The sequence below is a fragment of the Phormidium sp. CCY1219 genome (genome assembly GCF_035615515.1).
Taxonomy (GTDB): domain Bacteria; phylum Cyanobacteriota; class Cyanobacteriia; order Cyanobacteriales; family Laspinemataceae; genus CCY1219.
This window is the reverse complement of the sequence record NZ_JAJENT010000509.1, coordinates 1-25,126: the sequence shown is the minus strand read 5'-3', so window position 1 is coordinate 25,126 and position 25,126 is coordinate 1. Positions and strand designations below refer to the sequence as shown.

Annotated in this window: 26 protein-coding genes; all 26 read left to right on the top strand. The window is 42.0% G+C overall.

The features are described 5' to 3' along the window. The first annotated feature begins 1 nt into the window (after window position 1). Window positions 2-991, top strand: coding sequence for a UDP-N-acetylglucosamine 4,6-dehydratase (inverting) (pseB, locus tag LKK83_RS13430; RefSeq protein WP_324631673.1), 990 nt, complete (start codon window positions 2-4; stop codon window positions 989-991). Further along, entirely contained in the window at window positions 991-2,157 is a 1,167-nt protein-coding gene (gene pseC / locus LKK83_RS13425) for a UDP-4-amino-4,6-dideoxy-N-acetyl-beta-L-altrosamine transaminase (protein ID WP_324631672.1), read from the top strand. The genes pseB and pseC overlap by 1 nt, the downstream gene beginning before the upstream one ends. Continuing rightward, complete coding sequence (locus LKK83_RS13420; protein WP_324631671.1) at window positions 2,154-2,891, top strand: glycosyltransferase family protein; 738 nt, start codon at window positions 2,154-2,156, stop codon at window positions 2,889-2,891. The genes pseC and LKK83_RS13420 overlap by 4 nt, the downstream gene beginning before the upstream one ends. Window positions 2,892-2,895: 4 nt before the next feature. After that, the gene (locus tag LKK83_RS13415) at window positions 2,896-3,531 is read left to right on the top strand and encodes a pseudaminic acid biosynthesis-associated methylase (protein WP_324631670.1); all 636 of its coding nucleotides are present in this window, start codon (window positions 2,896-2,898) and stop codon (window positions 3,529-3,531) included. 17 nt (window positions 3,532-3,548) lie between these two features. After that, window positions 3,549-4,703, top strand: a complete 1,155-nt coding sequence (locus LKK83_RS13410; RefSeq protein WP_324631679.1) for an N-acetyl sugar amidotransferase — start codon at window positions 3,549-3,551, stop codon at window positions 4,701-4,703. Between the two features lie 9 nt (window positions 4,704-4,712). Beyond that, the gene (hisH, locus tag LKK83_RS13405; protein WP_324631668.1) at window positions 4,713-5,330 is read left to right on the top strand and encodes an imidazole glycerol phosphate synthase subunit HisH; all 618 of its coding nucleotides are present in this window, start codon (window positions 4,713-4,715) and stop codon (window positions 5,328-5,330) included. 9 nt (window positions 5,331-5,339) lie between these two features. Continuing rightward, the gene (wbuZ, locus tag LKK83_RS13400) at window positions 5,340-6,098 is read left to right on the top strand and encodes a glycosyl amidation-associated protein WbuZ (protein ID WP_324631666.1); all 759 of its coding nucleotides are present in this window, start codon (window positions 5,340-5,342) and stop codon (window positions 6,096-6,098) included. Between the two features lie 25 nt (window positions 6,099-6,123). Beyond that, window positions 6,124-7,071: a radical SAM protein gene (locus LKK83_RS13395; protein ID WP_324631665.1), complete on the top strand. Its 948-nt coding sequence runs from the start codon at window positions 6,124-6,126 to the stop codon at window positions 7,069-7,071. 6 nt (window positions 7,072-7,077) lie between these two features. Further along, window positions 7,078-8,568 (top strand): UDP-2,4-diacetamido-2,4,6-trideoxy-beta-L-altropyranose hydrolase, encoded by a 1,491-nt coding sequence (gene pseG / locus LKK83_RS13390; RefSeq protein WP_324631664.1) that lies wholly within the window; start codon window positions 7,078-7,080, stop codon window positions 8,566-8,568. 12 nt (window positions 8,569-8,580) lie between these two features. Further along, window positions 8,581-9,636 (top strand): pseudaminic acid synthase, encoded by a 1,056-nt coding sequence (gene pseI / locus LKK83_RS13385; RefSeq protein WP_324631663.1) that lies wholly within the window; start codon window positions 8,581-8,583, stop codon window positions 9,634-9,636. 44 nt (window positions 9,637-9,680) lie between these two features. Then, the gene (locus LKK83_RS13380; protein ID WP_324631662.1) at window positions 9,681-11,468 is read left to right on the top strand and encodes an LIC12162 family transferase; all 1,788 of its coding nucleotides are present in this window, start codon (window positions 9,681-9,683) and stop codon (window positions 11,466-11,468) included. Window positions 11,469-11,474: 6 nt separating this feature from the next. Next, entirely contained in the window at window positions 11,475-12,458 is a 984-nt protein-coding gene (locus LKK83_RS13375; RefSeq protein ID WP_324631661.1) for a phosphoglycerate dehydrogenase, read from the top strand. Window positions 12,459-12,479: 21 nt separating this feature from the next. Further along, on the top strand, window positions 12,480-13,352 hold the full coding sequence (locus LKK83_RS13370) for an NAD-dependent epimerase/dehydratase family protein (protein ID WP_324631660.1): 873 nt from the start codon (window positions 12,480-12,482) through the stop codon (window positions 13,350-13,352). Beyond that, entirely contained in the window at window positions 13,330-14,004 is a 675-nt protein-coding gene (locus LKK83_RS13365) for an HAD family hydrolase (protein WP_324631659.1), read from the top strand. The genes LKK83_RS13370 and LKK83_RS13365 overlap by 23 nt, the downstream gene beginning before the upstream one ends. Window positions 14,005-14,096: 92 nt before the next feature. Next, a complete protein-coding gene (locus LKK83_RS13360) occupies window positions 14,097-14,849 on the top strand; it encodes an acylneuraminate cytidylyltransferase family protein (protein ID WP_324631658.1) in 753 nt (250 codons plus the stop codon). Between the two features lie 7 nt (window positions 14,850-14,856). Then, window positions 14,857-16,014, top strand: a complete 1,158-nt coding sequence (locus LKK83_RS13355) for a radical SAM/SPASM domain-containing protein (protein WP_324631657.1) — start codon at window positions 14,857-14,859, stop codon at window positions 16,012-16,014. 45 nt (window positions 16,015-16,059) lie between these two features. Further along, the gene (locus tag LKK83_RS13350; RefSeq protein WP_324631656.1) at window positions 16,060-16,884 is read left to right on the top strand and encodes a sugar phosphate isomerase/epimerase family protein; all 825 of its coding nucleotides are present in this window, start codon (window positions 16,060-16,062) and stop codon (window positions 16,882-16,884) included. Next, window positions 16,871-17,641: an SDR family NAD(P)-dependent oxidoreductase gene (locus LKK83_RS13345; RefSeq protein ID WP_324631655.1), complete on the top strand. Its 771-nt coding sequence runs from the start codon at window positions 16,871-16,873 to the stop codon at window positions 17,639-17,641. Before LKK83_RS13350 ends, LKK83_RS13345 begins: the two co-directional genes overlap by 14 nt. Window positions 17,642-17,662: 21 nt before the next feature. Then, complete coding sequence (locus tag LKK83_RS13340) at window positions 17,663-18,505, top strand: class I SAM-dependent methyltransferase (RefSeq protein WP_324631654.1); 843 nt, start codon at window positions 17,663-17,665, stop codon at window positions 18,503-18,505. Window positions 18,506-18,627: 122 nt separating this feature from the next. Next, the gene (locus tag LKK83_RS13335; protein ID WP_324631653.1) at window positions 18,628-20,340 is read left to right on the top strand and encodes a hypothetical protein; all 1,713 of its coding nucleotides are present in this window, start codon (window positions 18,628-18,630) and stop codon (window positions 20,338-20,340) included. Between the two features lie 12 nt (window positions 20,341-20,352). Next, the gene (locus tag LKK83_RS13330; RefSeq protein WP_324631652.1) at window positions 20,353-21,252 is read left to right on the top strand and encodes a methyltransferase domain-containing protein; all 900 of its coding nucleotides are present in this window, start codon (window positions 20,353-20,355) and stop codon (window positions 21,250-21,252) included. 6 nt (window positions 21,253-21,258) lie between these two features. Then, window positions 21,259-22,371 carry a CDP-glucose 4,6-dehydratase gene (gene rfbG, locus LKK83_RS13325; RefSeq protein WP_324631651.1) on the top strand — a complete coding sequence of 371 codons (1,113 nt, stop codon included), beginning with the start codon at window positions 21,259-21,261 and terminating at the stop codon, window positions 22,369-22,371. Between the two features lie 35 nt (window positions 22,372-22,406). Next, a complete protein-coding gene (locus LKK83_RS13320; protein WP_324631650.1) occupies window positions 22,407-22,847 on the top strand; it encodes a dTDP-4-dehydrorhamnose 3,5-epimerase in 441 nt (146 codons plus the stop codon). After that, a complete protein-coding gene (rfbF, locus tag LKK83_RS13315) occupies window positions 22,844-23,608 on the top strand; it encodes a glucose-1-phosphate cytidylyltransferase (RefSeq protein WP_324631649.1) in 765 nt (254 codons plus the stop codon). The genes LKK83_RS13320 and rfbF overlap by 4 nt, the downstream gene beginning before the upstream one ends. Then, window positions 23,609-24,745, top strand: a complete 1,137-nt coding sequence (locus LKK83_RS13310) for a DegT/DnrJ/EryC1/StrS family aminotransferase (RefSeq protein ID WP_324631648.1) — start codon at window positions 23,609-23,611, stop codon at window positions 24,743-24,745. It abuts the gene before it with no gap. Then, on the top strand, window positions 24,742-25,126 hold a 385-nt coding region (locus LKK83_RS13305; protein WP_324631647.1), incomplete at its 3' end, for a glycosyltransferase family 2 protein. The genes LKK83_RS13310 and LKK83_RS13305, both read left to right, overlap by 4 nt.

Below are 25,126 nucleotides of genomic sequence, written 5' to 3'. Positions count from 1 at the left end.
AATGTTTAACGACAAATCTATCCTAATTACAGGCGGAACAGGCTCATTTGGTAAGCACTGTGTCTCTACTTTATTGGCCAACTATCAGCCGAAAAAAATTATTGTCTATTCACGGGATGAGTTAAAGCAGTATGAAATGGCTCAAGCTTTCCCCCAAGACTGTATGCGCTTTTTTATCGGGGATGTGCGCGATCGCGATCGCCTTACACTCGCGATGCGAAATGTAGATTATGTCATTCATGCGGCTGCCTTAAAGCACGTTCCTATCGCTGAATATAATCCGATGGAATGTATTAAAACGAATATTAATGGGGCCAGTAATGTAATTGATGCAGCGATGGCTTGTGGGGTAGAAAAAGTCATTGCCCTTTCCACCGATAAAGCCGCGAATCCCATTAACCTTTATGGGGCAACTAAGTTAGCATCGGATAAATTATTTGTTGCGGCGAATAACTTAGTAGGAAAACTCAAAACTCGCTTTGCGGTAGTGCGCTATGGCAATGTGGTTGGATCTAGGGGTTCGGTTGTACCATTTTTTCAGAAGTTGGTGCGGGAAAGAGCAACGGAAATCCCGATTACCGATCCCCGCATGACTCGATTTTGGATTACCCTGCCACAGGGGGTAGATTTTGTGATTAAGAATTTTGAGCGAATGCAGGGGGGAGAAATCTTTGTGCCGAAAATTCCATCAATGAAGATTACGGATTTAGCAAAAGCCCTAGCCCCAGGAATTCCCACTAAAGTCATCGGCATTCGGCCAGGAGAAAAACTCCATGAGGTGATGTGTCCCAAGGATGACTATCATTTAACTTTAGAGTTTTCTGACCATTATGTGATTACTCCGACTATCCAATTTAGCAGCAAGGTAGATTTTCAATCGAATGGGTTAGGAGAAAAAGGAGTGCCTGTACCAGAAGAATTTGAATACAGTTCCGATAAAAATACAGAATGGCTATCTCCTCAACAGCTTCTTGAGATGCTTAAACAATAATGAGTGATTTTATTCCCTATGGACGGCAAAATATCAATCAGCAAGATATTGATGCTGTAATTGAAGTGCTGCGATCGGATTGGCTCACCCAAGGCCCAACTATCGAAAGATTTGAGCAGTCTGTAGCAGACTATTGCGGGGTCAAGTATGCTGTAGCTGTTTCCAGTGCCACTGCTGCCTTACATATTGCTTGTTTAGCGGTGGGATTAGGAACAGGGGATATCCTGTGGACTTCTCCAAATACCTTTGTGGCTTCAGCAAATTGTGGATTGTATTGTGGTGCAGAAGTCGATTTTGTGGACATTGACCCGCATACTTACAATCTAAGCGTGGCAGCCCTAGAACAGAAACTCATTCAGAGTCAGCGGGAAGGAAAACTGCCGAAGGTAGTTGTCCCCGTTCATCTGGCTGGTCAGTCTTGCGAAATGGAAAAGATTGGGGCTTTGTCCCGAAAATATGGTTTTGCGGTTTTAGAGGATGCTTCCCATGCGATCGGTGCGAAATACCAAGGTAAGTCTGTAGGAAATTGTCAGTTTTCGGATATGGCTGTGTTTAGCTTTCATCCTGTGAAAATTATCACCACAGGGGAAGGGGGGATGGTGGTGACGAATCGATCGGACTTGTATGAAAAGCTGATTCGCTTGCGGACTCACGGGATTACTCGCAATCCTGAGTTAATGCAGGGTGAGTCTCATGGATTGTGGTATTATCAGCAGCTAGAGTTGGGATTTAACTACCGGATGACAGACATTCAATCGGCTTTGGGTGCGAGTCAAATGCAGCGTTTGGATGAGTTTGTGTCCCGTCGCCGTATTTTAGCCGATCGCTATAATCAGATGTTGGCGAATTTACCTGTAACTTTACCGTGGCAACATCCTGATACTGAGTCTAGCTGGCATCTTTATGTGATTCGGCTACAACTGGATAAAATTATTAAAACTCATCGCCAAGTGTTTGAGGAATTACGGCAGGCTGCGATCGGGGTCAATTTGCACTATATTCCTGTTCATACTCAACCGTATTATCAAAAACTGGGTTTTAAATGGGGAGATTTTCCCCAAGTGGAACAATATTATCAAGAAGCGATTAGTCTTCCTTTGTACTACGACTTAACAGAAGAAAACCAAAACCATGTTGTAGCTGTTTTGAGAGAAATTATTAAATGAAAACTGTGATTATTACTCAAGCAAGAATGACTTCTACCCGTTTACCAGGAAAGGTACTGAAGCGGGTATTGGGTAAACCATTGCTTGAATATCAACTGGAAAGACTACGACGAGTAAAACTAGCCGATGAAATAGTCATCGCTACGACAACCAATCAAACTGACGATCCTATTGTTGATTTATGCGATCGTCTCTCAGTCGCTTACTTTCGCGGTTCTGAAGAAGATGTTTTAGAGAGATATTATCAAGCTGCTACAGCACATCAAGCAGATGTAGTGGTTCGCGTGACTTCTGATTGTCCTTTAATTGACCCGCAAGTGATTGATACGGCGATCGATTATTATCTACAAAATCAACCAACCTATGATTACGTCTCAAACTGCATAAAAAGAACCTATCCGCGTGGGATGGATACTGAAGTGTTTTCTTCTTCAGTATTGGAACAAGCCTTTCTAGAAGCCACAGCACAACCAGACCGCGAGCACGTAACTCCTTTTCTTTATCGACAACCAGAACGATATTGTTTGGGTTATGTGACTTACTCTGAAGATTGTAGTCACCATCGATGGACAGTAGATACTCCTGAAGATTTTGAACTGATTCAGAAAATCATCGAGGCAGTTTATCCCGATCGACCTAAGTTTACATTAGAAGATTGCTTAAAGTTACTGCAACAACACCCAAAGTGGTATTTAATTAATAGTCAGATAGCCCAGAAAAATTATGGTGAATAAATCAATGGAATCAAACAATCAGGATTGGCTGACAGAACAGGAAAAATTTTGGAGTCAAGATTTTGGAGATGAATATACTCATCGCAATCAAGGTGATAGTTTACTTTCGGGTAATTTATCTCTGTTTGCTAAAATTTTAGCTCGGACTCAAAAGGTAAAATCTTTGATTGAGTTTGGGGCTAATAGAGGAATCAACCTAGAAGCGATCGAACAGCTTGTGCCAGACATCAAGTTATCTGCCATTGAAATCAATAATGTAGCAGTCGAAGAACTTCGGAAAAGTAGTGATATAGAAATATATCATCAATCTATTTTAGATTTTACCCCCCACCGTTCTTGGGAATTTGTCTTAATTAAAGGTGTATTGATTCATATCAACCCGAATTACCTAGATGAAGTGTACGATCGCCTATATCAAAGTAGCCACCGTTATATTTGTTTGGTTGAGTATTATAATCCTACTCCCGTTGAAGTCACTTATAGAGGTCATCAAGGAAAATTATTTAAGCGGGATTTTGCCGGTGAAATGTTAGATAAGTATAAAAATTTGCAACTGGTAGATTATGGGTTCGTCTATCATCGAGATTGCCATTTTCCTTCAGACGATTTAACTTGGTTCTTACTGGAAAAAACTTTATAAAGGATATAGATACTGAAATGATTCGATATTGTAATCGCTGCGTAATGCCAGAAACCAAGCCCGATTTGTTCATTGATGCAGAGGGAGTTTGTAGTGCCTGCCGTTATATAGAAAAGCGGCAAGCGGTTGATTGGAAATCTCGAAAGCAAGAGTTATTAGAGGTACTGGGGCGCTATAAATCAAAAAATGGCAGTAACTATGACTGTATTGTTCCAGTTAGTGGTGGCAAGGATAGCCATTTTCAAGTAATCAGAATGCTAGAACTGGGCATGAATCCTCTGTGTATCACTTCTACAACCGATAAATTATCAGATATTGGACGGCGCAATATTGAAAATTTGAAAAATTTGGGGGTTGACTATCTTGAGGTGACAGTTAACCCAGTGGTACGGCACAAAATAAACAAACTAGCCTTAACTCAAATTGGCGATATTTCTTGGCCAGAGCACGTCGTTATTTTTACTATTCCTGTACGGGTTGCCGTACAACTTAATATTCCTTTAATTATTTGGGGAGAAAATTCTCAGCATGAATATGGCGGACCAGCTAGTGCAGCAGAAAATAATACGCTGACCAGAAGATGGTTGGAAGAGTTTGGCGGATTGTTGGGACTGCGGGTTTCGGATCTGATTGGTCAGGAAGGGATTGAACGTAAACATCTGATTCAATATAGTTACGCTTCTGATGAAGAGTTGCAAAGAGTGGGAGTAACTGGTTTGTTTTTAGGTTACTACTTGCCTTGGGATGGCTATCAAAATGCTTTGTATGCACAAGCTCATGGTTTTCAAACCTATCACAAGCCAGTAGAAGGTTCTTTAGTAAACTATGAAAACCTTGATAATTATCAAACAGGAATTCACGATTATTTCAAGTTTTTAAAGTATGGTTTTGGGCGAGCCACTGATTTGGCTTGCTTGCATATTAGAAGAGGACGATTATCTAGAGAGGATGCGATTAAGTTAGTAAAAATGCACGATGGCAAGTTTCCTTGGGTGTATCTTGGTTGTCCGATCGAGGAAATCTTGAAAGACATCGATCTGACCTTGGAGGAATTTATCCAAACTTGCGATCGCTTCACCAACAAGAAGTTATTTCTGTGTGATTCTCGCGGAAATCTCGTCAAAGATAAGGACGGAAATTTGACTAAGATTAACTACGATAACTTGGATTAGGTAATCCTCATGAAAAACGTAGTAATTACTGACTATAGAATGGGCAATTTAGATTCCGTTGCCCGGGCAGTGCAAGAATGTGGAGGCAATCCTGTCATTAGCCAAAAAGCACGGGACTTTCAAGAAGCCCACTATATTATTCTCCCTGGAGTTGGAGCTTTTGCCACGGGCATGAAACATCTTTCAACTTCCGGTTTAGATGAAATTTTGTCCGAACAAGTCATAAATCAAGGTATTCCTTTTTTAGGAATTTGCCTCGGGATGCAGCTTCTAGCTACAAAGGGTTTAGAAGGAGGAGAAACTAATGGGTTAGGCTGGATTGAAGGAGAAGTGAAACGGTTAGAACCCACTGAAATGGATACCCGAATTCCCCATATTGGTTGGAATGAAGTTATGTTTAACCACCCTTCACCTTTGTTTGAAGGAATTCCTTCGGGTAAAGATTTTTACTTTGTTCATAGCTACCACCTTTCTTGTCAACATCCCCAAGAGGAAATCGCCCATACCCCTTACTGTGGTAACTTTGTTTCTGCTGTCAATAAAAACAATATATTTGGGGTTCAGTTTCATCCGGAAAAAAGCCAACGGATAGGATTTCAAGTTCTCAAAAATTTTCTCAAACTTTAAAATTATATTATGCTGAAAATACGCGTAATGCCCACATTACTGTTTAAAAACTTTGGTCTAGTTAAGAGCGTTCAGTTTGATAGCTGGCGACGTATTGGGAGCGTTATGCAGGCAGTCAAAGTTTATAATTTACGCGAAGTTGATGAGTTGGTATTTTTAGACATTACTGCAACTCCAGATGGGCATCCCCCGGATTTTGAGACAGTTGATGAAATAGCAGATGAATGTTTTATGCCTTTGACCGTAGGGGGAGGAGTGCGGTCAGTAGCAGATGTCAGACGCTTATTGCAAGTTGGTGCTGACAAAGTAGCTATTAATACCGCCGTAGTAGAAAACCCAGAACTAATTCAAGCAGCCGCCCAACAGTTTGGTTCCCAGTGTGTTGTCATTTCGATTGATGTCAAGCAACACTCAAATGGTACTTATGAAGTATTTACTCATGCAGGAACGCAACCGACTGGAAAAGACCCAGTAAGGTGGGCAAAAGAAGTGGAATCTTTAGGTGCTGGCGAAATCCTCTTAACATCTATAGATCGGGATGGAATGATGACTGGCTATGAGGTAGAGTTAACTAAACAAGTTAGTCATGCAGTGTCGATTCCAGTTATTGCATCAGGGGGGGCTGGTAGTTATGAAGATATGGCTTCAGTCTTAAAAGAAGGAGGATCTTCGGCAGTGGCCGCAGCCAGCATTTTTCATTATACTCAGCAAACTCCTTTGGAAGCCAAGCATTTTTTAAAAAGTCAAGAATTAAACGTCCGGCTGTAATTTTCTACTATCTAAGAGGTTTTCCATGTATTCAGAATACATTCGTCCTTTTCCCCGAGTGATTCGTATTGAGCCTGCTGGCGCTTGCAATCTCGCCTGTTCTCATTGTCCTACTGGTACTATCAAAATGCCAAGGGGAATTATGAATTCTGAAACCTTTGCAGTTATTATGGATAGTATGAAGAAAAATATCAATTCAGTCAAGGTGGTTGTTTTATATCATGGCGGAGAACCATTACTGAATAAACAATTTACCCAAATGGTAAAATCAGTTAAAAGCTTAGGGGTGCCGTTTGTTAAGACAGTATCAAATGGAATGCTGCTGAATCAGACAGTTATTGATAATATTATTGATAGTCATTTGGATGCAATTGAATTTTCTTTGGATGGTGAGAGCGCAGACATAAATAATTTGGTTAGAAAGAATAGTGATTATAACAAGGTTGTCGCCAACATTAAGACCCTAATCAATCGAAAAATAGAGAGGAACAGTGAAACGCCTCAAGTCTTTGTATCCAGCACGCAGTTTTTCAAAAATCCAGCAGATTTAAACGACGATATTCCTCCTACCCCCCCCCATTTATTATCTGAATTTTCAGGTAATAAATATGCAAGCTCAGTAAGTTTTAAATGTACTTGGGCAATGAGATGGCCTCACATGGAAGTGGATAGAGAAATTTACGATATTTACTATGATTCTAGGGATCAAGAAAATAGAAACTATTGTGATCTGGTCGATCATACAATGACTATTAGATGGAACGGTGACGTAGTAGCTTGCTGCTATGACCTGACCAGTAAAGAAGTTTTAGGCAATGTAAATCAAGCAGATTTAGAAACTATTTGGAATAACCCCAAATATTTATCATTAAGACATAGCATTGATACGATGCAATTTATTCCTCTATGTAATAACTGCAATGTAGTAAAACCTAGAGTGTATTTGACCCTTAAAAATAGTGCAATATCATAATCAGTTTTGAAAGTAGTTATCCGTACAGATGCTTCTATTCAAATAGGTTCAGGTCATGTCATGCGTTGCTTGGCGTTAGCTCAAGCATGGCAAAATACTCTAGGACAGCCTATTTTTATCATGGCAAATTCTGTCCCCGCCTTAGAGGAACGCCTCAAGTCAGAAGCAATGGAAGTTGTCCAATTGACAACAAAGGCAGGGAGTTCAGATGATGCTAAGGAAACGGCTGCACTAGCTCATCAGTTTGAGGCAAGTTGGGTGGTAGTGGATGGATATCATTTCAGTGCCGAATATCAAAAAATTATCAAAGATTCTGGATTACGTCTATTATTTATCGATGATTACGGACACGCGGAACATTATTATGCGGATTTTGTCCTAAATCAAAATATCTCTGCTGACGAACAATGGTATCAGCATCGTGAACCGTACAGTCAGCTATTGCTGGGCACTCGTTACACTCTTTTACGGCGGGAGTTTTGGCAATGGCGGGGATGGCAGCGAACAGTACCACCCATTGCCAAAAAAGTTTTAGTGACTTTGGGAGGTGCTGACCCAGATAATGTGACGCTAAAAGTGATTCAGGCTTTACAGCTTGTGGAAGTGGAGGAACTAGAGGCAGTAGTCGTGGTGGGGGGAAGTAACCCCCATTATGAGTCTCTGGAAATGGCGGTGCAGGATTCACGGTTTCCGATTCGCTTGCAACGAAATGTCACCAATATGCCAGAGTTGATGGCTTGGGCAGATGTGGCAATTTCTGCTGGGGGCAGCACTTGCTGGGAATTAGCTTTTATGCGGTTGCCCAGTATTTTGTTGGTTTTGGCAGAAAATCAGCGGGCGATCGCGGAAAAACTAGCAACTCTTAGTCAAACAGTTAATCTGGGTTGGCATCAAAATATCAAATCACAAAACATTCCCGATCGGCTTTCTATACTCTTGCAATCAGCAGAAGAACGAACAAAACTTATCGAAGTGAGCCAGCAAATGGTAGATGGTGAAGGAGTCTCCAGAATTATAAAAAGTTTAGATGCAAGTTCCCTAAAATTAAGACCTGTAAGAGAAGAAGATTGCGAGCTGATCTGGCACTGGACAAATGATCCGGTGATTCGTTCTGTCTCATTTTCCTCAGAGTATATTCCTTGGAAAGACCATGTTCAGTGGTTCACCTCTAAATTAGGCGATCGCAATTGTGTTTTTTATATTGCTTTAAATCAAGATGATGTGCCAATTGGACAAGTACGTTATGAAATCAGGAATCAAGAAGCAACTATTTCTCTGGGACTAGCAGAACCTTTTCGCGGACGGGGCTATGGTAGTCGAATTATGTTATTGATCTGTCAAAAAATTGAGCAAGATGCAGCCATTAAAAAAATTCATGCTTATGCCAAGCCCAATAATTTAGCATCGATCAACGTATTTTTAAAATCTGGTTTCCAAAATACAGGAGAAACAATCGTTAAAGGTCAACCAGCCCTTCATTTGATCAAAAATTTATAATCTAATTTGATTATGGCAAAACCAATTTTAATTGCAGACAAAGAAATCGGGAATAATGCTCCCCCCTTTATCATTGCCGAAATGTCCGGCAATCACAACCAATCTTTAGAAAGAGCCTTAGAAATCGTAGAAGCCGCAGCCAAAACAGGGGCACATGGCCTCAAGCTGCAAACCTACACTGCCGACACCATGACCTTAGAGATTAAGGAAAGGGAATTTTTCATCGACGACCCCAACAGCTTATGGTATGGCCACTCCCTCTACGAACTATATCAACAAGCCCATACCCCTTGGGAATGGCACGAACCCATCCTCAAACGCTGCCAAGAACTCGGCATCATTGGCTTTAGCACCCCCTTTGATGCCACTGCGGTGGATTTTCTCGAATCCCTAGATGTCCCTTGCTACAAAATCGCCTCCTTTGAAAATACCGACTTGCCCCTGATTCGCAAAGTCGCCAGCACAGGCAAACCCATGATAATTTCCACAGGAATGGCAACCGTAGCCGAATTAGATGAAACTTTCAGAACCGCAAGAGAAGCAGGGTGTCAGGATATCATTCTCCTCAAATGCACCAGCACCTACCCTGCTACCCCAGAAAACACCAATCTCCTCACCATTCCTCATCTGCGGGAACTCTTTAATGTGCAAGTCGGTCTATCTGACCACACAATGGGCATTGGTGCAGCAGTTGCCAGTGTTGCCTTGGGTGCGACGGTCATTGAAAAACACTTTACCCTCCGTCGTGCTGATGGTGGGGTTGATTCCGCCTTTTCAATGGAACCCGAAGAAATGGCGCAACTTGTTGTAGAGTCGGAAAGAGCTTGGCAGGCTTTGGGAAAAGTTCAGTATGGGTCGAGTCAGGCTGAGAACAAGTCTTTAATATTTAGGCGCAGTTTGTATGTGGCTGAAGATATGAAAGCTGGGGATGTTTTTACGCGAGAGAATTTGCGAGTTGTGCGGCCAGGGTTAGGTTTACCGCCTAAATATTTTGAAACTGTTCTAGGACAAAGAGTTAAGAAAGATGTGAACAAAGGAAACCCCCTGCTGTGGGAACTTTTGATGTAAATTTCCCGGTTAATGATTCACTCGTTTGAAAAAGGACAAACGGCTTGAAAAATCGATTTTTGATTACAACTGCCGATGAACGTAGTTGGCGAACTGATAAGCCTATTCTATGTTTAGGTGAATGGTGTCGTCTGTATGAGCGTCGCCAATTTTGGACTCAGCTTGATGCTGAGGTAGTACCCTACCACTGGGACGATCGGCAACAACTTTATAAAGATTACTGTTACCTGCGTAACCTTCATGAAGAACTGTTGGTGGAGATCAGCACAGCCCTCAACCAATTTCATAATGTAGACCATTCTATCCGTTACTGGCGAATTTTAGTCGGTCCTTGGCTTGGATATTTCACCCAGATGCTCTTCGATCGCTGGGTGATGATTCAAAGAGCTGTGGCTACTTGTCCCATCGAAGGCACTGTGATTCTCGATCTACCTTTAGACGATGTAATTCCTAATGAGATGGCCGATTTTGATCGACTGTATATTTCTGATAAGTGGAATCACTATATATATGGGCGGATTATCCAAGAATGGACAGAGATTCCTTGTGAATACCTCTCTGTTGATCCTGAAGATAATAAAATCCCGATTACCGCTACAGCACAACAGCTTTCACTAAAGCGTCAGTTAAAGCAGTTGGTCAAGCGAGTTTTATCTAGAATTTCGATATCTTTGACTCGTCCTACAGACGCTTTTATGATTGCTAGCTATTTACCCCGCAAGGAATCTCTGAAGCTACAGATGGCATTAGGTCAGTGTCCCGCTTTCTGGGATTCGCCTTCTCCCTCGATTCTAAAACCAGTAGTTTCAGTTCGCAAAACGTTCCAGTTACTCACTAATGCCGTTCAAGGTTTTGAACAGTGTGTTCGCACTTTAATCCCCGAACAAATTCCGAGCATTTATTTAGAAGGATATACTCAACTTCAAGATCAGATTACTCAATTATCCTGGCCGCAAAATCCTAAATTTATTTTTACCTCTACTAGCTACAGCAGTGATGATGTTTTCAAGGCTTGGGCTGCTGAGAAGGTTGATATAGGATGTCCAATTGTCATTGGTCAGCATGGAGGTCTTTATGGTAACGGATTATGGTCATTTTGTGAAGAACATGAACTGGCAATCAGCGATCTCTTTCTAACCTGGGGATGGACTGAAGATTCTTCCAAGCACCTATCTATTGGATTGTTAAAGTTACTAGGAGAGGGTGAAGGAATTTGGGATCCTGATGGGGAATTGTTACTCGTTACATGTACTCTCCCTCGCTATAGCTATTGGATGGCTAGCATTGTAGTAGCTGGCCAATACTTTGAGTATTTGAAGGAGCAGTTTTCTTTTGTTGATGTCTTACCTCCAAGAATTCGACAGCAACTTCTAGTCAGGCTCTATTCCCATCCTTGGTACTCGTCAGAAGTACAACAATGGCGAGATCGTCATCCAGATGTTCAATTGAATTTAAAGCAAAAACCAATTAAAACCCTGATTCAACAAAGTCGATTGTATGTCGCCACTTACAATGGCACTACTTTCCTTGAAACTCTAGGACAAAATATCCCAACTATTATGTTTTGGAATCCCAATTACTGGGAACTCCGATCCAGTGCCCAGCCCTATTTTGAAGAGTTGAAGCGGGTGGGCATTTTTCATGAAACCCCTGCATCTGCTGCGGCTAAGGTAGCAGAAGTTTGGGATGATGTACCTGGGTGGTGGAATAGTTCGGAAGTCCAAGCGGCAAGACGCACTTTTTGCGATCGCTTTGCCAGAATGCCTGAAAACCCAACGCAAGTGTTAAAAAAAGCGTTGACTGAATTAGTGGAATCAAAAAAAGCTAACTAACTTACTATGCCTAAAGTTCTCATCACCACCGTTCCCTTTGCAGAACGCAACAAATTCCCTCTAGAAATGCTCGAATCCAATGGAATTGAGTATGTGATCAATCCCTTAAATAAAAAACTCACGGAAGCAGAACTAGCAGATTTGATTCCCGAATTTGATGCACTCATCGCCGGAACAGAACCCATTACCGACTATGTAATGAGTTGTGCCCCTCGATTGAAACATATCTCTAGAGTCGGCATTGGCTTAGATAGCGTTGATTTACTGGCGGCAGAAAAACGAGGAATTAAAGTTTCTTATACCCCTGATGCTCCGGCTCCGGCTGTAGCTGAATTGACTATGGGGTTAATGCTGTCTCTGCTGCGTTCTATCCACATTGCCAATACCCAAATGCACCAAGGTCAGTGGAAACGAGTTTTTGGTCGGAGAATTGCCGAAATCACGGTGGGGATTATTGGGGTTGGTCGCATTGGGACTAGGGTGTTGCGGCGGATGCGCGGCTTTGGAACGCCAAAAATTATGGTGAACGATATTCTGCCCAATTTGGAACTAAACAGAGAATTCAAACTCAATTGGGCATCAAAAACAGATATCTACAGAGAAGCGGATTTAATTAGTATTCATGTGCCCCTGACTGCTCAGACTAAAAATATGATTCGGAAAGAACATCTACTACAGATGAAGCCTGATGCTTTGTTGATAAATACTTCACGGGGGGGCATCGTTAATGAGCAAGATTTATTTGAAGTGCTGCAATCGGGGCATTTAGGAGGTGCCGCGATCGATGTTTTTACACAAGAACCCTATCATGGCGATTTGGCCAAAATCGATCGCTGTATTTTGACATCTCACATGGGTTCTATGTCTGTAGACTGTCGGACTCGGATGGAAATTGAAGCTACTCAAGAAGCAGTTCGTTTCCTCGTTGGTCAGTCTTTACAAAGTCTGGTTCCCGAAACTGAGTATAATGTGCAGCGTCAAGGTTTATAAATTTTATTATAAAATAAAGACATGATGCAAAAAGCTTGTGTAATCGGAGGTTCTGGTTTTCTCGGTTCTCATGTTTGTGACCAACTCAGTGAAGCAGGTTACGCTGTAGCGATATTCGATCGCACTCCCTCACCTTGGCTGCGTCCCGACCAAGAAATGGTAGTGGGCGATCTTTTAGATGAGGCTGCTTTGGATGCTGCCGTAGCAGGTAGTGAAGTGGTCTATAATTTTGCCGCGATCGCCGACCTTGATGAAGCCCGCGATCGCCCGTTAGATACGATTCGGGTTAACATCTTGGGGAATGCTCAGGTGTTAGAAGCCTGTAAGCGTCATCAAGTTAAGCGTTTTATTTATGCCAGCACTGTCTATGTGTATAGCAGAGAAGGAGGCTTCTATCGCTGTAGCAAACAGGCTTCTGAGCATTATGTGGAAGAATATCAACGGGCGTATGGGTTAGATTACACCATTCTTCGCTACGGCTCTCTCTATGGACCGCGTTCTGACCATCGTAATGGACTATGGCGAATTGTTAAGGGAGCATTAGAAACGGGTAAAGTGTCCTATCAAGGTAGCCCAGAGGCGATGCGAGAATACATTCATGTAGAAGATGCGGCTCGTGCCAGTGTTGCCGCGTTAGGTGAGGAGTTTCGCAATCAGAGCGTAGTTCTAACGGGTCAAGAACCCATGCGAGTACTGGATTTATTGAAAATGTTAGCGGAAATTTTAGGCATCCCTGATGCAGTGGAATTTATTGAAGGGGATCATGTTGGGCATTATGTTCGGACTCCCTATGCTTATCAACCGAAATTGGGCCGCAAATATGCTCCTCCATTGCACGTAGATTTAGGGCAAGGGTTATTACAGTTAATTGATGAAGTCCGCCATTGTGTGTAAAGCAATTCAGTTACTACAGAAATCCGATATTATCTTCTGGGACTTTGATGGAGTCATTAAAGACTCGGTTACTGTTAAATCTGTGGCTTTTGAGCAACTATTTTTAACCTATGGTTCAGACATTGCCAAACAAGTTCGCGATCACCATGAGAATCATGGCGGAATTTCCCGGTATGATAAAATACCCATTTATTTAGACTGGGTGGGTGAGCCTACAGATGATGTCACCGTAGAAAAATTTTGCCAGCAATTTTCGCAACTGGTTCAGCAAGCGGTGATTGATTCTCCTTGGGTGCCAGGGGTAGAAGACTATTTACGGGAGAATTCCCATCATCAAATCTTTATCTTAGTCACAGCCACACCCCAGGCAGAAATTGAAACCATTTTGTCAGCTTTAAATTTGCGGGATTGTTTTACGGCAATTTATGGATCTCCTGTCAGTAAAAAACAAGCAATTCAAAATACTTTAGAAACTTACCAAATTGAGCCACAAAATTGTGTGATAATTGGAGATACCAAAACAGATTGGCAAGCAGCGCTGGCAAATAACGTTCCTTTTCTTTTCCGTTGTTGCGCTCGGAAAGAGCGAGGAATGGAAGACTATACAGGAGAGTCAATACCCGACTTTACACATCTTGTCACAGACACCTGAGAAATTCAGGGAAATTTCATCATCAATTTCTTTGTCTAAACCCAGCTTTTTACTAGAATAGAACCTCAATATTTAATATTTAATTTAATTCAATGATTTGTGCCTTAATGATTGGTCGTGCGGGTAGCACAGGGTTTCCCGGTAAGAATACTTATCCGATCTTGGGTCGTCCCCTTTGTGCTTATCCCCTGATGGCAGCCCACAATTCCCGTTATATCTCTCGGATCTTTGTTTCCACCGATTGCCCGAAAATTACTGCTGTTGCCCAAGAGTTTGGGGCTGAATTTATCGAGAGACCGTCAGAACTAGCCACGAAAGAGGCTTTGGGGGAAGATGTCTTTGCTCACGGCTATCGAGAAATTAAACGTCGATTAAGTGATGAAGGAAAAACGATTGAGTTAATGGTTTTGCTGTTTGCTAATGCAGCGACGATTACAGCAGAACTCATTGACGAAGGGATTGAGATATTACGTCACGACTCTTCCGTGGATTCAGCGGTTACGACCTCCGTCTATAATATGTGGAGTCCACTGCGGGCGCGGAAAATTGCTGAAGATGGCTGCCTACATCCTTTTGTTCCTTTTGAAACCTTTGGCGATCCCAAAACACTCAATTGCGATCGCGATTCTCAAGGTGAAGTTCATTTTGCGGATATGTCTGTCTCAGTCGTTCTTCCCCATTGTTTAGAACATCTGGAAGATGGGCTATTACCGCAAAAGTGGATGGGGCAAAAGATTGCGCCAATTCGCTCTTGGGGAGGATGCGACATTGACTATGAATGGCAAGTGCCAATGGTAGAGTTTTGGCTCAAAAAGCACGGTATCCAAGACGCTAGTGAGGAGTAATTAACCCATGACATCTCAAAGTCAACTTTATCAAAAGCACAATAGCTTTGTTGAATTACGCAACCACAATCGTCAAGAAATTGAAAAAACTCTCAAAAGAATTGCCAACCTGCGAGCTACCGATGAACAGGAAAAGTTCTTAAGTAGCGACCAACAGTCTATTTTACAGCGAGTTTATCGAGACTTGCTTGATGGAGGTACACAAGAGGAACCCAAATTCACGCTCAGTCCTAATGTAGTTGAAGAAATCGCTCGGATTGAAGACTCAGACTTACCCCGTTACCTCATTCACCGCTATCGTTATGAAATTTATCCCCAAACTCATACCTTAGATGGCTATCCTCCTTACTTGCAGATTGAGCCTACTTCAATTTGTAATTATCGTTGTGTGTTCTGTTACCAAACCGATAATGTTTTCACACAACGCAAGAATGGATTTATGGGACACATGACCTTTGAGACCTTTCGTAGGATTATTGATAGAGCTGAGGGAAACATTGAGTTTATTTCTTTAGCTTCTCGGGGTGAACCGTTATTATGTCCAGAGATTGAAGAAATGTTAGCCTATACCCGTGGTAAGTTTCTCAATCTCAAAATGAATACGAATGCTTCTATGTTGGATGAGCGTAAAGCCCATGCAATTTTACAAAGTGGCATTCAAACCTTGGTGTTTTCTGCTGATGCAGCTCAAGAACCCTTGTATAGTCAGTTACGAGTCAATGGCAAGCTGGAGCGGGTTTTAAGTAATATTAAGCAATTTCAAAAAATCAAGGAAACCCAGTACAGCAACTCAAAAATTATTACTCGGGTTTCAGGAGTGAAGTTTGATGAACGTCAAAATCTAGATGACATGGAACAATATTGGGGAGAGTTAGTCGATCAGGTAGCTTTTGTTAACTATAATCCCTGGGAAAATGTTTATGAAAGCCCACCTACAGAAGTGCAGAAACCTTGCTCCGACCTCTGGCGACGGATGTTTGTGTGGTGGGATGGCAAAGTAAATCCTTGTGATGTGGACTATCGTTCTACTCTTGCTGTTGGCTCCATAGGCGATAACGATTTATCCTCTTTATGGCGATCGTCAAGTTATGAAAGTTTACGGGTTGGTCACTTAGAACAACGTCGCAGTCAAATATCTCCCTGCGATCGCTGTACTGTTATTTAAGAGCCATCTCTCCAGCTTGCTAATCTCTAAATCACCAATAAGTTAATGAAATTAGCCATTTCTAACATTGCTTTACCCGCTTATGAACATACATCCTTCTTCCCTCAGATCGGGGAAATGGGAGTGAATGGCTTGGAAGTCGCTCCGAGCCGAATTTGGAGGAATACATGGGAGTCCTTAACATCTAAGCAGGTTTCGCAGTATCGGCAATCTGTGGAAAATTCAGGATTAAAAGTAGTTGGTTTACATTCTCTATTTTTCGATCGCCCAGAATTAGGTTTATTTAGAAATTCAGACATTACTCAAAAAACCCTTGATTTTCTGATTCATCTTTCTAAAGTTTGTCGCGATTTGGGAGGCAAAACACTGATTTTTGGTTCCCCTGCGGCTCGTCGCCGCAATAATATTCCCGTCGCTCAAGCTGAGGCGATCGCCGTTGACTTTTTTGGCACTCTATGCAATAAAATTGTCGCTCATGGTACTTGCATTTGTTTAGAGCCACTCACGACTAATGAATCAGACTTTATTAATTCAGTTACAGATTCTCATCGCATAGCAACTATTATTGACCATCCGGCATTTAAAATTCAAATTGATGCCAAAGCATTAACAGATGCTCAAGAAGTAAACTCAGAAACTTTTAATAAGATTAGCTCTCAGCTAGTCCACTGCCATATCAATGAACCGGGTCTTGGTCTGCTTGGTACGGGAATAGTAAACCATCCACAGATCGCCAATTTTCTTTATTCAATTAATTATTCAGAATTTGTTTCTTTAGAACAGCGTATGTTGGATTGTGCCAATCCTCTTGAAGCTATTAAGTTAAGTGTATCTTTTATGAAAAAAATTTACTTAAATGAGTCGAATTGAATTCCCAAATTGGGTTCCCAAATTAGAGAAACATCAACGTATTCTTGTTACTGGTGCATCAGGAGGAATTGGTCGGGTCTTAATTTCAATGTTGCAAGAAGGCAGTGATTGTATTTTGGGTTTTCATGCCTCTAGTTCAAGTTTGCCAACTGCCACTGACACTTTAATTCCCTTACAAAAACAACTCAACGGCGAAAAAGATTGTCAAAATTTAATTGATGAATTTGTAAGACAAGTCCAAGGTATTGATGGATTAGTTATATTAGTTGGGGGAATTTCTAATTCTACTCACTGGAAAAATCTATCGTCTGATGAATGGCGCAGGGATCTAACACTCAACTTAGATATTCCTTTTTTTCTAGCTCGTATTGCTATGCAATACATGATTCAACAAAACCAAGGAGGAAGCATTATCCTCTATGGCACGGAATCAGCGTTACATGGCGGTAGCCCTACAGCCCTTCCTTATGCCGTTGCTAAACGTGGAATCGAGTGCCTTGTTCAGGGTTTAGCACGGGAGGGCGCGAAGGATGGCATAACTGTAAATGGCATACGTCCGGGATTTATCTCCAGTGGTTTCCATCAGCGTTGGCAAGGTAAAAATGATGATGAACTCCAAAAAAGAGCAGAAATGGTTCCCCTAAAAAGAGCAGGTACGCCTGAAGAGGTTGCCGCTCTGACAATTTATTTGTTGTCAGGTTGGTCACGGTTTATCACTGGACAAATGTTTGCCATTACAGGTGGCGATTGGTTGTAATTCTTCGGCTTGGAGATATAAATGTACGATTTCTTTTTTGGTTCTTCCCAAGATATTGCCAACGATCCTCAATCTTGGCTTTTATCCATAAAGCGAATGCTACCGCGATGGCCTAATGGTATTCCGGATTCGGAATTTTTGGCGCTTTTCGATTTATTAAATCAATATGACTATGAATCGACTTGTACATCTAATAAACGACCTGTTTTGATCGAAACTGGGAGTGGAGCTTCTACGATTGTACTCCTGTATTTTGCCTGTAAGTGGAATACTTGCTTGTACACCTGGGATATTGCCTCAACTAAACTGGCTTTTTTACGAGGAGTCTTGAATGATACTCTATTCCGGCAGTTTCGAGACCTCAATATGTTTAATTATTGGAAATATATTGCCTATGATAGTACCAATCAATATGCGGGCATACCAATTCTAAAAGAAACTAACGATACTGTATGTGCTGCTTTTTATGACTCCGAGCATACTTGGCAGGTTTTAGGTTCTGAGATTGCAGCAACCATGCCATTTCTTTGCAACGGGGCAATTTTGGCAATTGATGATGCCAACTATGCTTACAAAGAGAGCAACACTGCATATATTAATATGCTCCGCACAAAACTCGATCTCCCTGCGGTTACAGTATCAAATAACGAATGTCGCCCATTTTGGGAAGAGGTAGAATCTCTACTTTCTCAGAAATTCCCGCGAGTGAAAAATCTAGGTGGCGGTACTTATCGCCAGAATTATAAAGATGATATTTTTTGGAGCTATTATAGTAGCGATCGCAATAATATGAACAAATTAGGAATGGAAAAGCTGGAAAACTTGGCCTATCGCTTTGAAGCATGGAAAGTTTTTCTAAATTAGTCATTTTTTAAAATATTTTTATCAAAAATATGCGATTTTTCCTGACTCATGCTCGTTTCCCTAACTCTAATTGCAAATACTGGAAAGGAAGGTGGATGTATATTGGACGAGACTATCTCAGAATGAGAGCTTGGGAACAACGCCTAGTTGGGCAGCGGATTTCTTTAAAAGAATTTATCCAAACAGAGTCTATCAAACAGCGACCATTTATTCTTGACTGGATTGCTCGACAACGAGAAGCTAATGATGATTCTCTCTATTGGTGGATGACTGACTTGGCAGGTCGTAATAATATGTCTAATCGCTTTTTTGATGATATTTTTCAAATTGCGGCACTTAAGTTTTGGGTAAATGAAAATTTATCTTCTCAGAAGGAAATCCTGATCTTATGTGAAGATAGCTATCTGCTTCAGGCAGCTAAAACCAACCTTATCCCGTTCGTATCAGTTCGCACTCAACCTGGATGGCAAATGGGGTTGCTAATAGAGACAGCTTATTACTTCCTCAGAGGTGGTGCTTGTTTAGTCAGACAAATTCATCGGTTTTGGCGACATCGTAATGCAGCCCGATCATCTCGTCCAGCCAATCTAGAGCCGCCCCAGGGGCAAGTTTACTTGATTCACCAATGTTTGGACGACAAAGCCTTGGCTCAAGATGGGCAGCTTGCTTGTCGGTATTTTACTGTTTTACCCAAGTGGCTAGAGAGTCAAGGAAAGCTCGTCTATCGCCTCCCTTGGCTTTTCAATATCGCACTTCCCTTAGACAAAGTTTATCAACGACTGCGGGAGTCTTCCTGCTTTGTTCCCGATGACTGGGTAACTTGGAAAGATTATATAGGTGCTTTATGGGATGGATTTAAAACTACTTTGGCTATCCGTCATTCGATAGATTATAAAAGTTTTAACCTCAAAGCATTAGTAATTCGCGAGCGTCTTAAGCAGTTAGCAACAGGATTTTCTGTATCTCAGTTTTTTTTGTATAAACCCGCCTTAAAACGTTGGGGAGATGGTTTAACAAGTTTGGTTTCGATTAGCCACTATGAATCAATGCAACCCGAGCGAGTTCAACCTTATTGTTGCCGAACGGCAGTCAAATTTGACTCAAAATGTATTGGATATTATCATAGTTTAGTAACCAGCGACTATTTGGCTTATCATACCCCAAAAGGGGAAGCAAAATCGCAGGTTTTTCCTGATGCAATAATTACGAACGGTGATTTAGCTCGTTCATTGCTAATCAAGCAGGGTTTGGATTCAGAAAAAGTGCAATCAGGACCAGCATTAAGGCAGCATTTCACTCCAACAGTCAGTGACGACAACCGTAAATATCTAGGTGTTCTGCTGTCTTTAGATTTACAAGCAGTAACGGAAACTTTAGATAAACTATATGCCCATCTTGACTGGATTAGTGACCACAAGATTCCTGTCATCCTTAAGCCCCACCCCATGATGAGAAAAGAAGTTATATTAACTCAAATGGCATGGACTGATTTACCTCAAAGGTGGGAATGGTGTGATGGCGAGATGACAGATTTGCTGACAAAAGCGCGGTGCTGTATAACTATGGCGACAGCTTCTATTTTTGATGTGCTCTTGTCGGGCTGTATAGCATTACCTCTAGATCGGGAACTAAGCACACCCTGGAATTATGCCGATTTGCTAGAGACAGAATTTCCGATATTAAAGTCAGTGTCTTCTGAACATTTGTGCCAGCGTTTAGAAAAAATTTTTGTCACTTCTTCCCAAGGGTATCAAGAAGAATTTATGAAAATTAGGGAAAAACTTTTAGCTGGGTTAAATCCTGTTTCAGGTGAAACATTATCGGTTTTCTTATAAAAACCTTGGTTGATGAAAAAAATTATCTACCCATCGCTTTTTTTTACAAGTCGAATTTTTGAAAAACTGTCTAGAATAGTGCGGGGTGTCGCGAATAACTTTGAGCCAGAAGATATTCAGACGAATTTAGTACGAAAATCCACTCAATATGACATGGTTACGGCTCCTGATGAGCCCTACTACGCGGATCAGTATTGGACATTTATTCGCCCTCATTTAGATAAGCTTTCAGGTCAAATTCAGGCTGTGGACCTCGGTTGCTGTCAAGGTCGTTTTACCTTGCGTTTAGCCCAGCTTTTTCCAGAAGGTCAAGTAATTGGTTGTGATTTTTCCCCAGAGGCGATTTCTACTGCCAAGCAATATGCTCGAGAAGCATCTGTCACAAACATTACCTACAGAGTTAAGACCATTTCAGAGTGCTTAGAAAGCATTCAGCCCAATACGTGCGATGTCATTATAATGACTGAGGTGACGTTTTTTTACCCTAAATGGCAGCTTGATTTACCAAAAATTGTCGAATCTCTTAAGCCAGGTGGGATTTTGGTCATGTCATTTAAGACTAAATATTTTTACGCTCTAACCATCGCCCGTCATCGGGTTTGGGAAAATGTAGATATGGTAATAAATCAAACCCAGGGTCGAATTGGTAGAGGTTCTCCAGTAGAATTTACTTGGCAAACTTCAGCGGAAATTCGTGATATCTTGACAGATAAATTTGGCCTAACCCTGCTGGAGCTAGTAGGGATCGGAGTGGTATCAGGGATGGAGGGTCACGATCCTCACGATAATATTGTGCAACCTTCTTTATTGAATCGTTCAGAAAGAGAAGCATTGATGAAGTTAGAGCAAGCTCTGGCTCCCCAAGTGCCTGATGCTGGACGCTATATTTTGGCAGTTGCCCGTAAACCTTAAATTTGTATGTTAGAAACCTTTACCAATAAATCTATTTTAATCACTGGAAATACTGGCTTTAAAGGATCTTGGCTTACTGCTTGGCTGCTGCATCATGGAGCTAAGGTCATAGGATTATCTAAAGATATTCCATCACAGCCTAGTCATTTTGAAGCCGCCAATCTGGGCGATCGCATCACCCACATCTGGGGAAATATTGAAGATTTAGCAACCTGCCAACAACTCATTCAACAATATCAACCAGATTTTATTTTTCACCTCGCTGCCCAACCTCTTGTTAGGCATTCCTATAGAGAACCCCACGGCACATTTACCACTAATGTTGTGGGAACACTTAATATCCTAGAATCCCTGAGACTTTCCACTCATCCCTGTACCGCTATCCTGATTACCAGTGATAAATGTTACGACAACGTTGAACAGGTGTGGGGCTATCGAGAAACCGATCGCTTAGGAGGGAAAGATCCTTATAGTGGTTCTAAAGGGGCGGCTGAACTGGTCATCCGCAGCTATGCCGCATCGTACTTTAGCTCTAAGGACTCACTTGTTAAAGTGGCAGTAGGGCGAGCTGGCAATGTAATTGGAGGGGGAGATTGGGCCAGCGATCGGATTGTCCCAGATACCATAAGAGCTTGGTCTGGCGATCGACCCGTCTTAATCCGCAATCCCCATGCTACCCGTCCTTGGCAGCACGTTCTAGAGCCTCTATCTGGTTATTTGACCCTAGCTGCAAAACTGGCCAAGAATCCCCTTCTCAATGGTGAGACTTTTAACTTTGGACCCAGCGCCGAGCAAAACTACACGGTTGCCAATCTGCTGAATTCAATGCAACAGCATTGGACAAACGCAGCTTGGACAGATTGCTCCAACCCAGAATCTTTATATGAAGCTGGATTGCTCAAACTTTGTTGTGATAAAGCTTTACATTATCTGGGATGGAAGCCCATCTTAACGTTTAAAGAAACAGTTGCTTTAACAACCCAATGGTATCAAGCATACTACTCCGATAGTCGTGATGTCTGGCGGGTGACTCAAGAACAAATCGCCTGCTACGAAACTTATGCCCAAGATCGTCAGGCTGTTTGGACGATTTCTTGTGCCTCACCCGCAACCCATTAAAATTCTGTTGACTTCCATTCCATGATCTTTCTATTATGTTAGATGGTTTACTTCTGACTCCGCTTCGCCGCATTCCCTTGGATGCAGGCGATGTTTTGCATGGGATTAAATCCTCCGATCCAGGTTATGTGGCGTTTGGTGAAGCCTATTTTTCCACCATTCACTATGGGGTCGTCAAGCCGTGGAAACGCCATAACCGCATGACTCTCAATCTTGTTGTTCCCAGTGGATCGATTCGTTTTGTCTTATACGACGATCGCCCAAACTCCCCAACTCAGGGAAAAATTGAATCTACGATTGTTTCTCCCGAAAATTATCAGCGTCTTACCGTTCCTCCGAGGATTTGGATGGCATTTCAAGGTTTGAGTCAAGAACTCAATCTTTTGCTGAACCTCGCCGATCTTGAACACGACCCAGAAGAAATCGATCGGGCTGAACTCAACTTTGTCCCATTTGATTGGACGCTAAACCCATGAAAGTTATTCTTCTCGCTGGCGGTTTTGGCACTAGACTGGCTGAATATACTGAGATTTTGCCTAAACCAATGGTTCCCATCGGCGGGCAGCCTATTCTCTGGCATATTATGCAACTCTTTGCTGACTACGACCATAAAAATTTTTATATCGCCTGCGGTTATAAAGCAGAAGTTATTAAACAGTATTTTCTCAACTATCCTGCTCTCAACGCTGACTTTACCATCAACCTTGCCACAGGACAGGTGACAACTTTGATGAAAAAAGAAATTGATTGGCAGGTTAGTCTTGTATATACTGGAATCAACAGTATGACCGGAGGACGGGTCAAACGACTCCAATCACTGATTGGTAATGAAACCTGTTTTTTAACCTATGGGGATGGTTTAGCTAACATCAATTTAGATCACTTGCTGGCTTACCATCGTAGTCATGGTCGCATGGTGACAGTCACCGCAGTCAGACCCTCGGCTCGTTTTGGCGAATTGGAAATTTCTGATGGTCAAGTGATTTCTTTTCAAGAAAAACCCCAAGTTCGCCAGGGATGGATTAATGGCGGCTTTTTTGTGATTGAACCCGAATTTTTTGATTTAATTGCGGGTGAGGATACAGTGCTAGAAGCTGAACCCTTAGAGAAAGCAGCCGCTTTGGGCGAACTGATGGCTTATCAGCATGAAGGATTTTGGCAATGTATGGACACAAAACGCGATCGCGATTTACTGGAAAACCTTTGGCAAAGCGGTAATGCTCCCTGGAAACGATAGATGATCTCAAAAACACCATCATTAATCAGACTTTCAAAATCTTGCCTCAGCGAAGCTGAAAAGCACGCGGTCATGGCAGTCCTGGACAGTGAATTTTTGGGCATGGGTGAAGAAGTTAAACTCTTTGAGCAAGAACTATCAGCCTTTCTCGGACGACCAGTTGCCTGCGTAGTCAACGGCACTGCTGCACTTCACCTGACCCTCCAAGCCTGTGGAATTGGCAGAGGTGATGAGGTTTTAGTCCAATCTTTAACCTACGTTGCCTCTTTCCAAGCGATTTCGGCAACAGGGGCGACTCCTGTACCTTGCGATATCGATCCCGAAACCCTAACTCTTGACTGGAGAGACGCTGAAAAACGCATTACCCCTAGAACCAAGGCCGTTATGCCTGTCCACTATAGTGGCGGAGTGGGAAAACTAGATGAGATTTACCATTTTGCCAAATCTTGCGGGCTGAGAACGATCGAAGATGCTGCCCATGCCTTTGGAACCAAATATCACGGTCAATTGGTGGGGAGTTTTGGCGATATCGCTTGCTTTAGCTTTGACGGGATTAAAAACATTACCTCTGGGGAAGGGGGTTGTATCGTCTCTAATGACGAAGAGGTGATGTCCCGCGTTCGGGATGCCCGCTTGCTAGGAGTAGAAAAAGATACAGAGAAACGCTTCCAAGGACAACGCAGTTGGGATTTTGATGTCACTGCCCAGGGCTGGCGATATCACATGAGCGATATAATGGCAGCGATCGGACGGGTACAGTTACAGCGGTTTCCTGAATTAGCTGCAAAGCGTCAAAAGTTAGCTCGATACTACGATCGAAAGTTGAGTCAACTTTCTTTTGTGACTCCCTTAGCTCATAATTATCAAGAAGTCGTACCCCATATTTATCCCATTCGTTTAACAGATGGAACCTCTAGAACTTCTCTCCGTCAAGATTTGTTAGATTTTGGCATTCAAACAGGGTTACATTATCAGCCCAATCATTGTTTATCATTTTTTGCTCCTAGTCCTAATTATAAATTGCCAGTCACGGACAGAGTATATCCCACATTAATGACCTTACCCTTACATCCCGATTTGTCAACAGAGCAAATCGGCCTGATTTGTGATCGTTTATCTAAGCTATTAAAAACATGACGGAAACCAACGCTAAATATTTACAACCCGATGCTGACAGCCATAAGGACTATCCATTAGTGAGCGTCATTATGAATTGCTATAACGGGGAAAAGTATCTCAAAGAAGCGATCGACTCTGTATATGCACAGACCTACCCTAACTGGGAAATTATTTTTGTTGATAATGCTTCTGTTGACCAAACTGCTGCGATCGCTAACAGCTATGATAATCGACTCAAATATTTTCGTAATCCTTTGACCGTCAAATTAGGAGAGTCAAGAAATATTGCATGTGAGCACGCTAAAGGTGAATTTTTAGCCTTCTTAGATTGTGATGATATATGGATGCCGGATAAGTTAGAATTACAGATACCACTATTTTTGGAAAATCAAAGCGTTG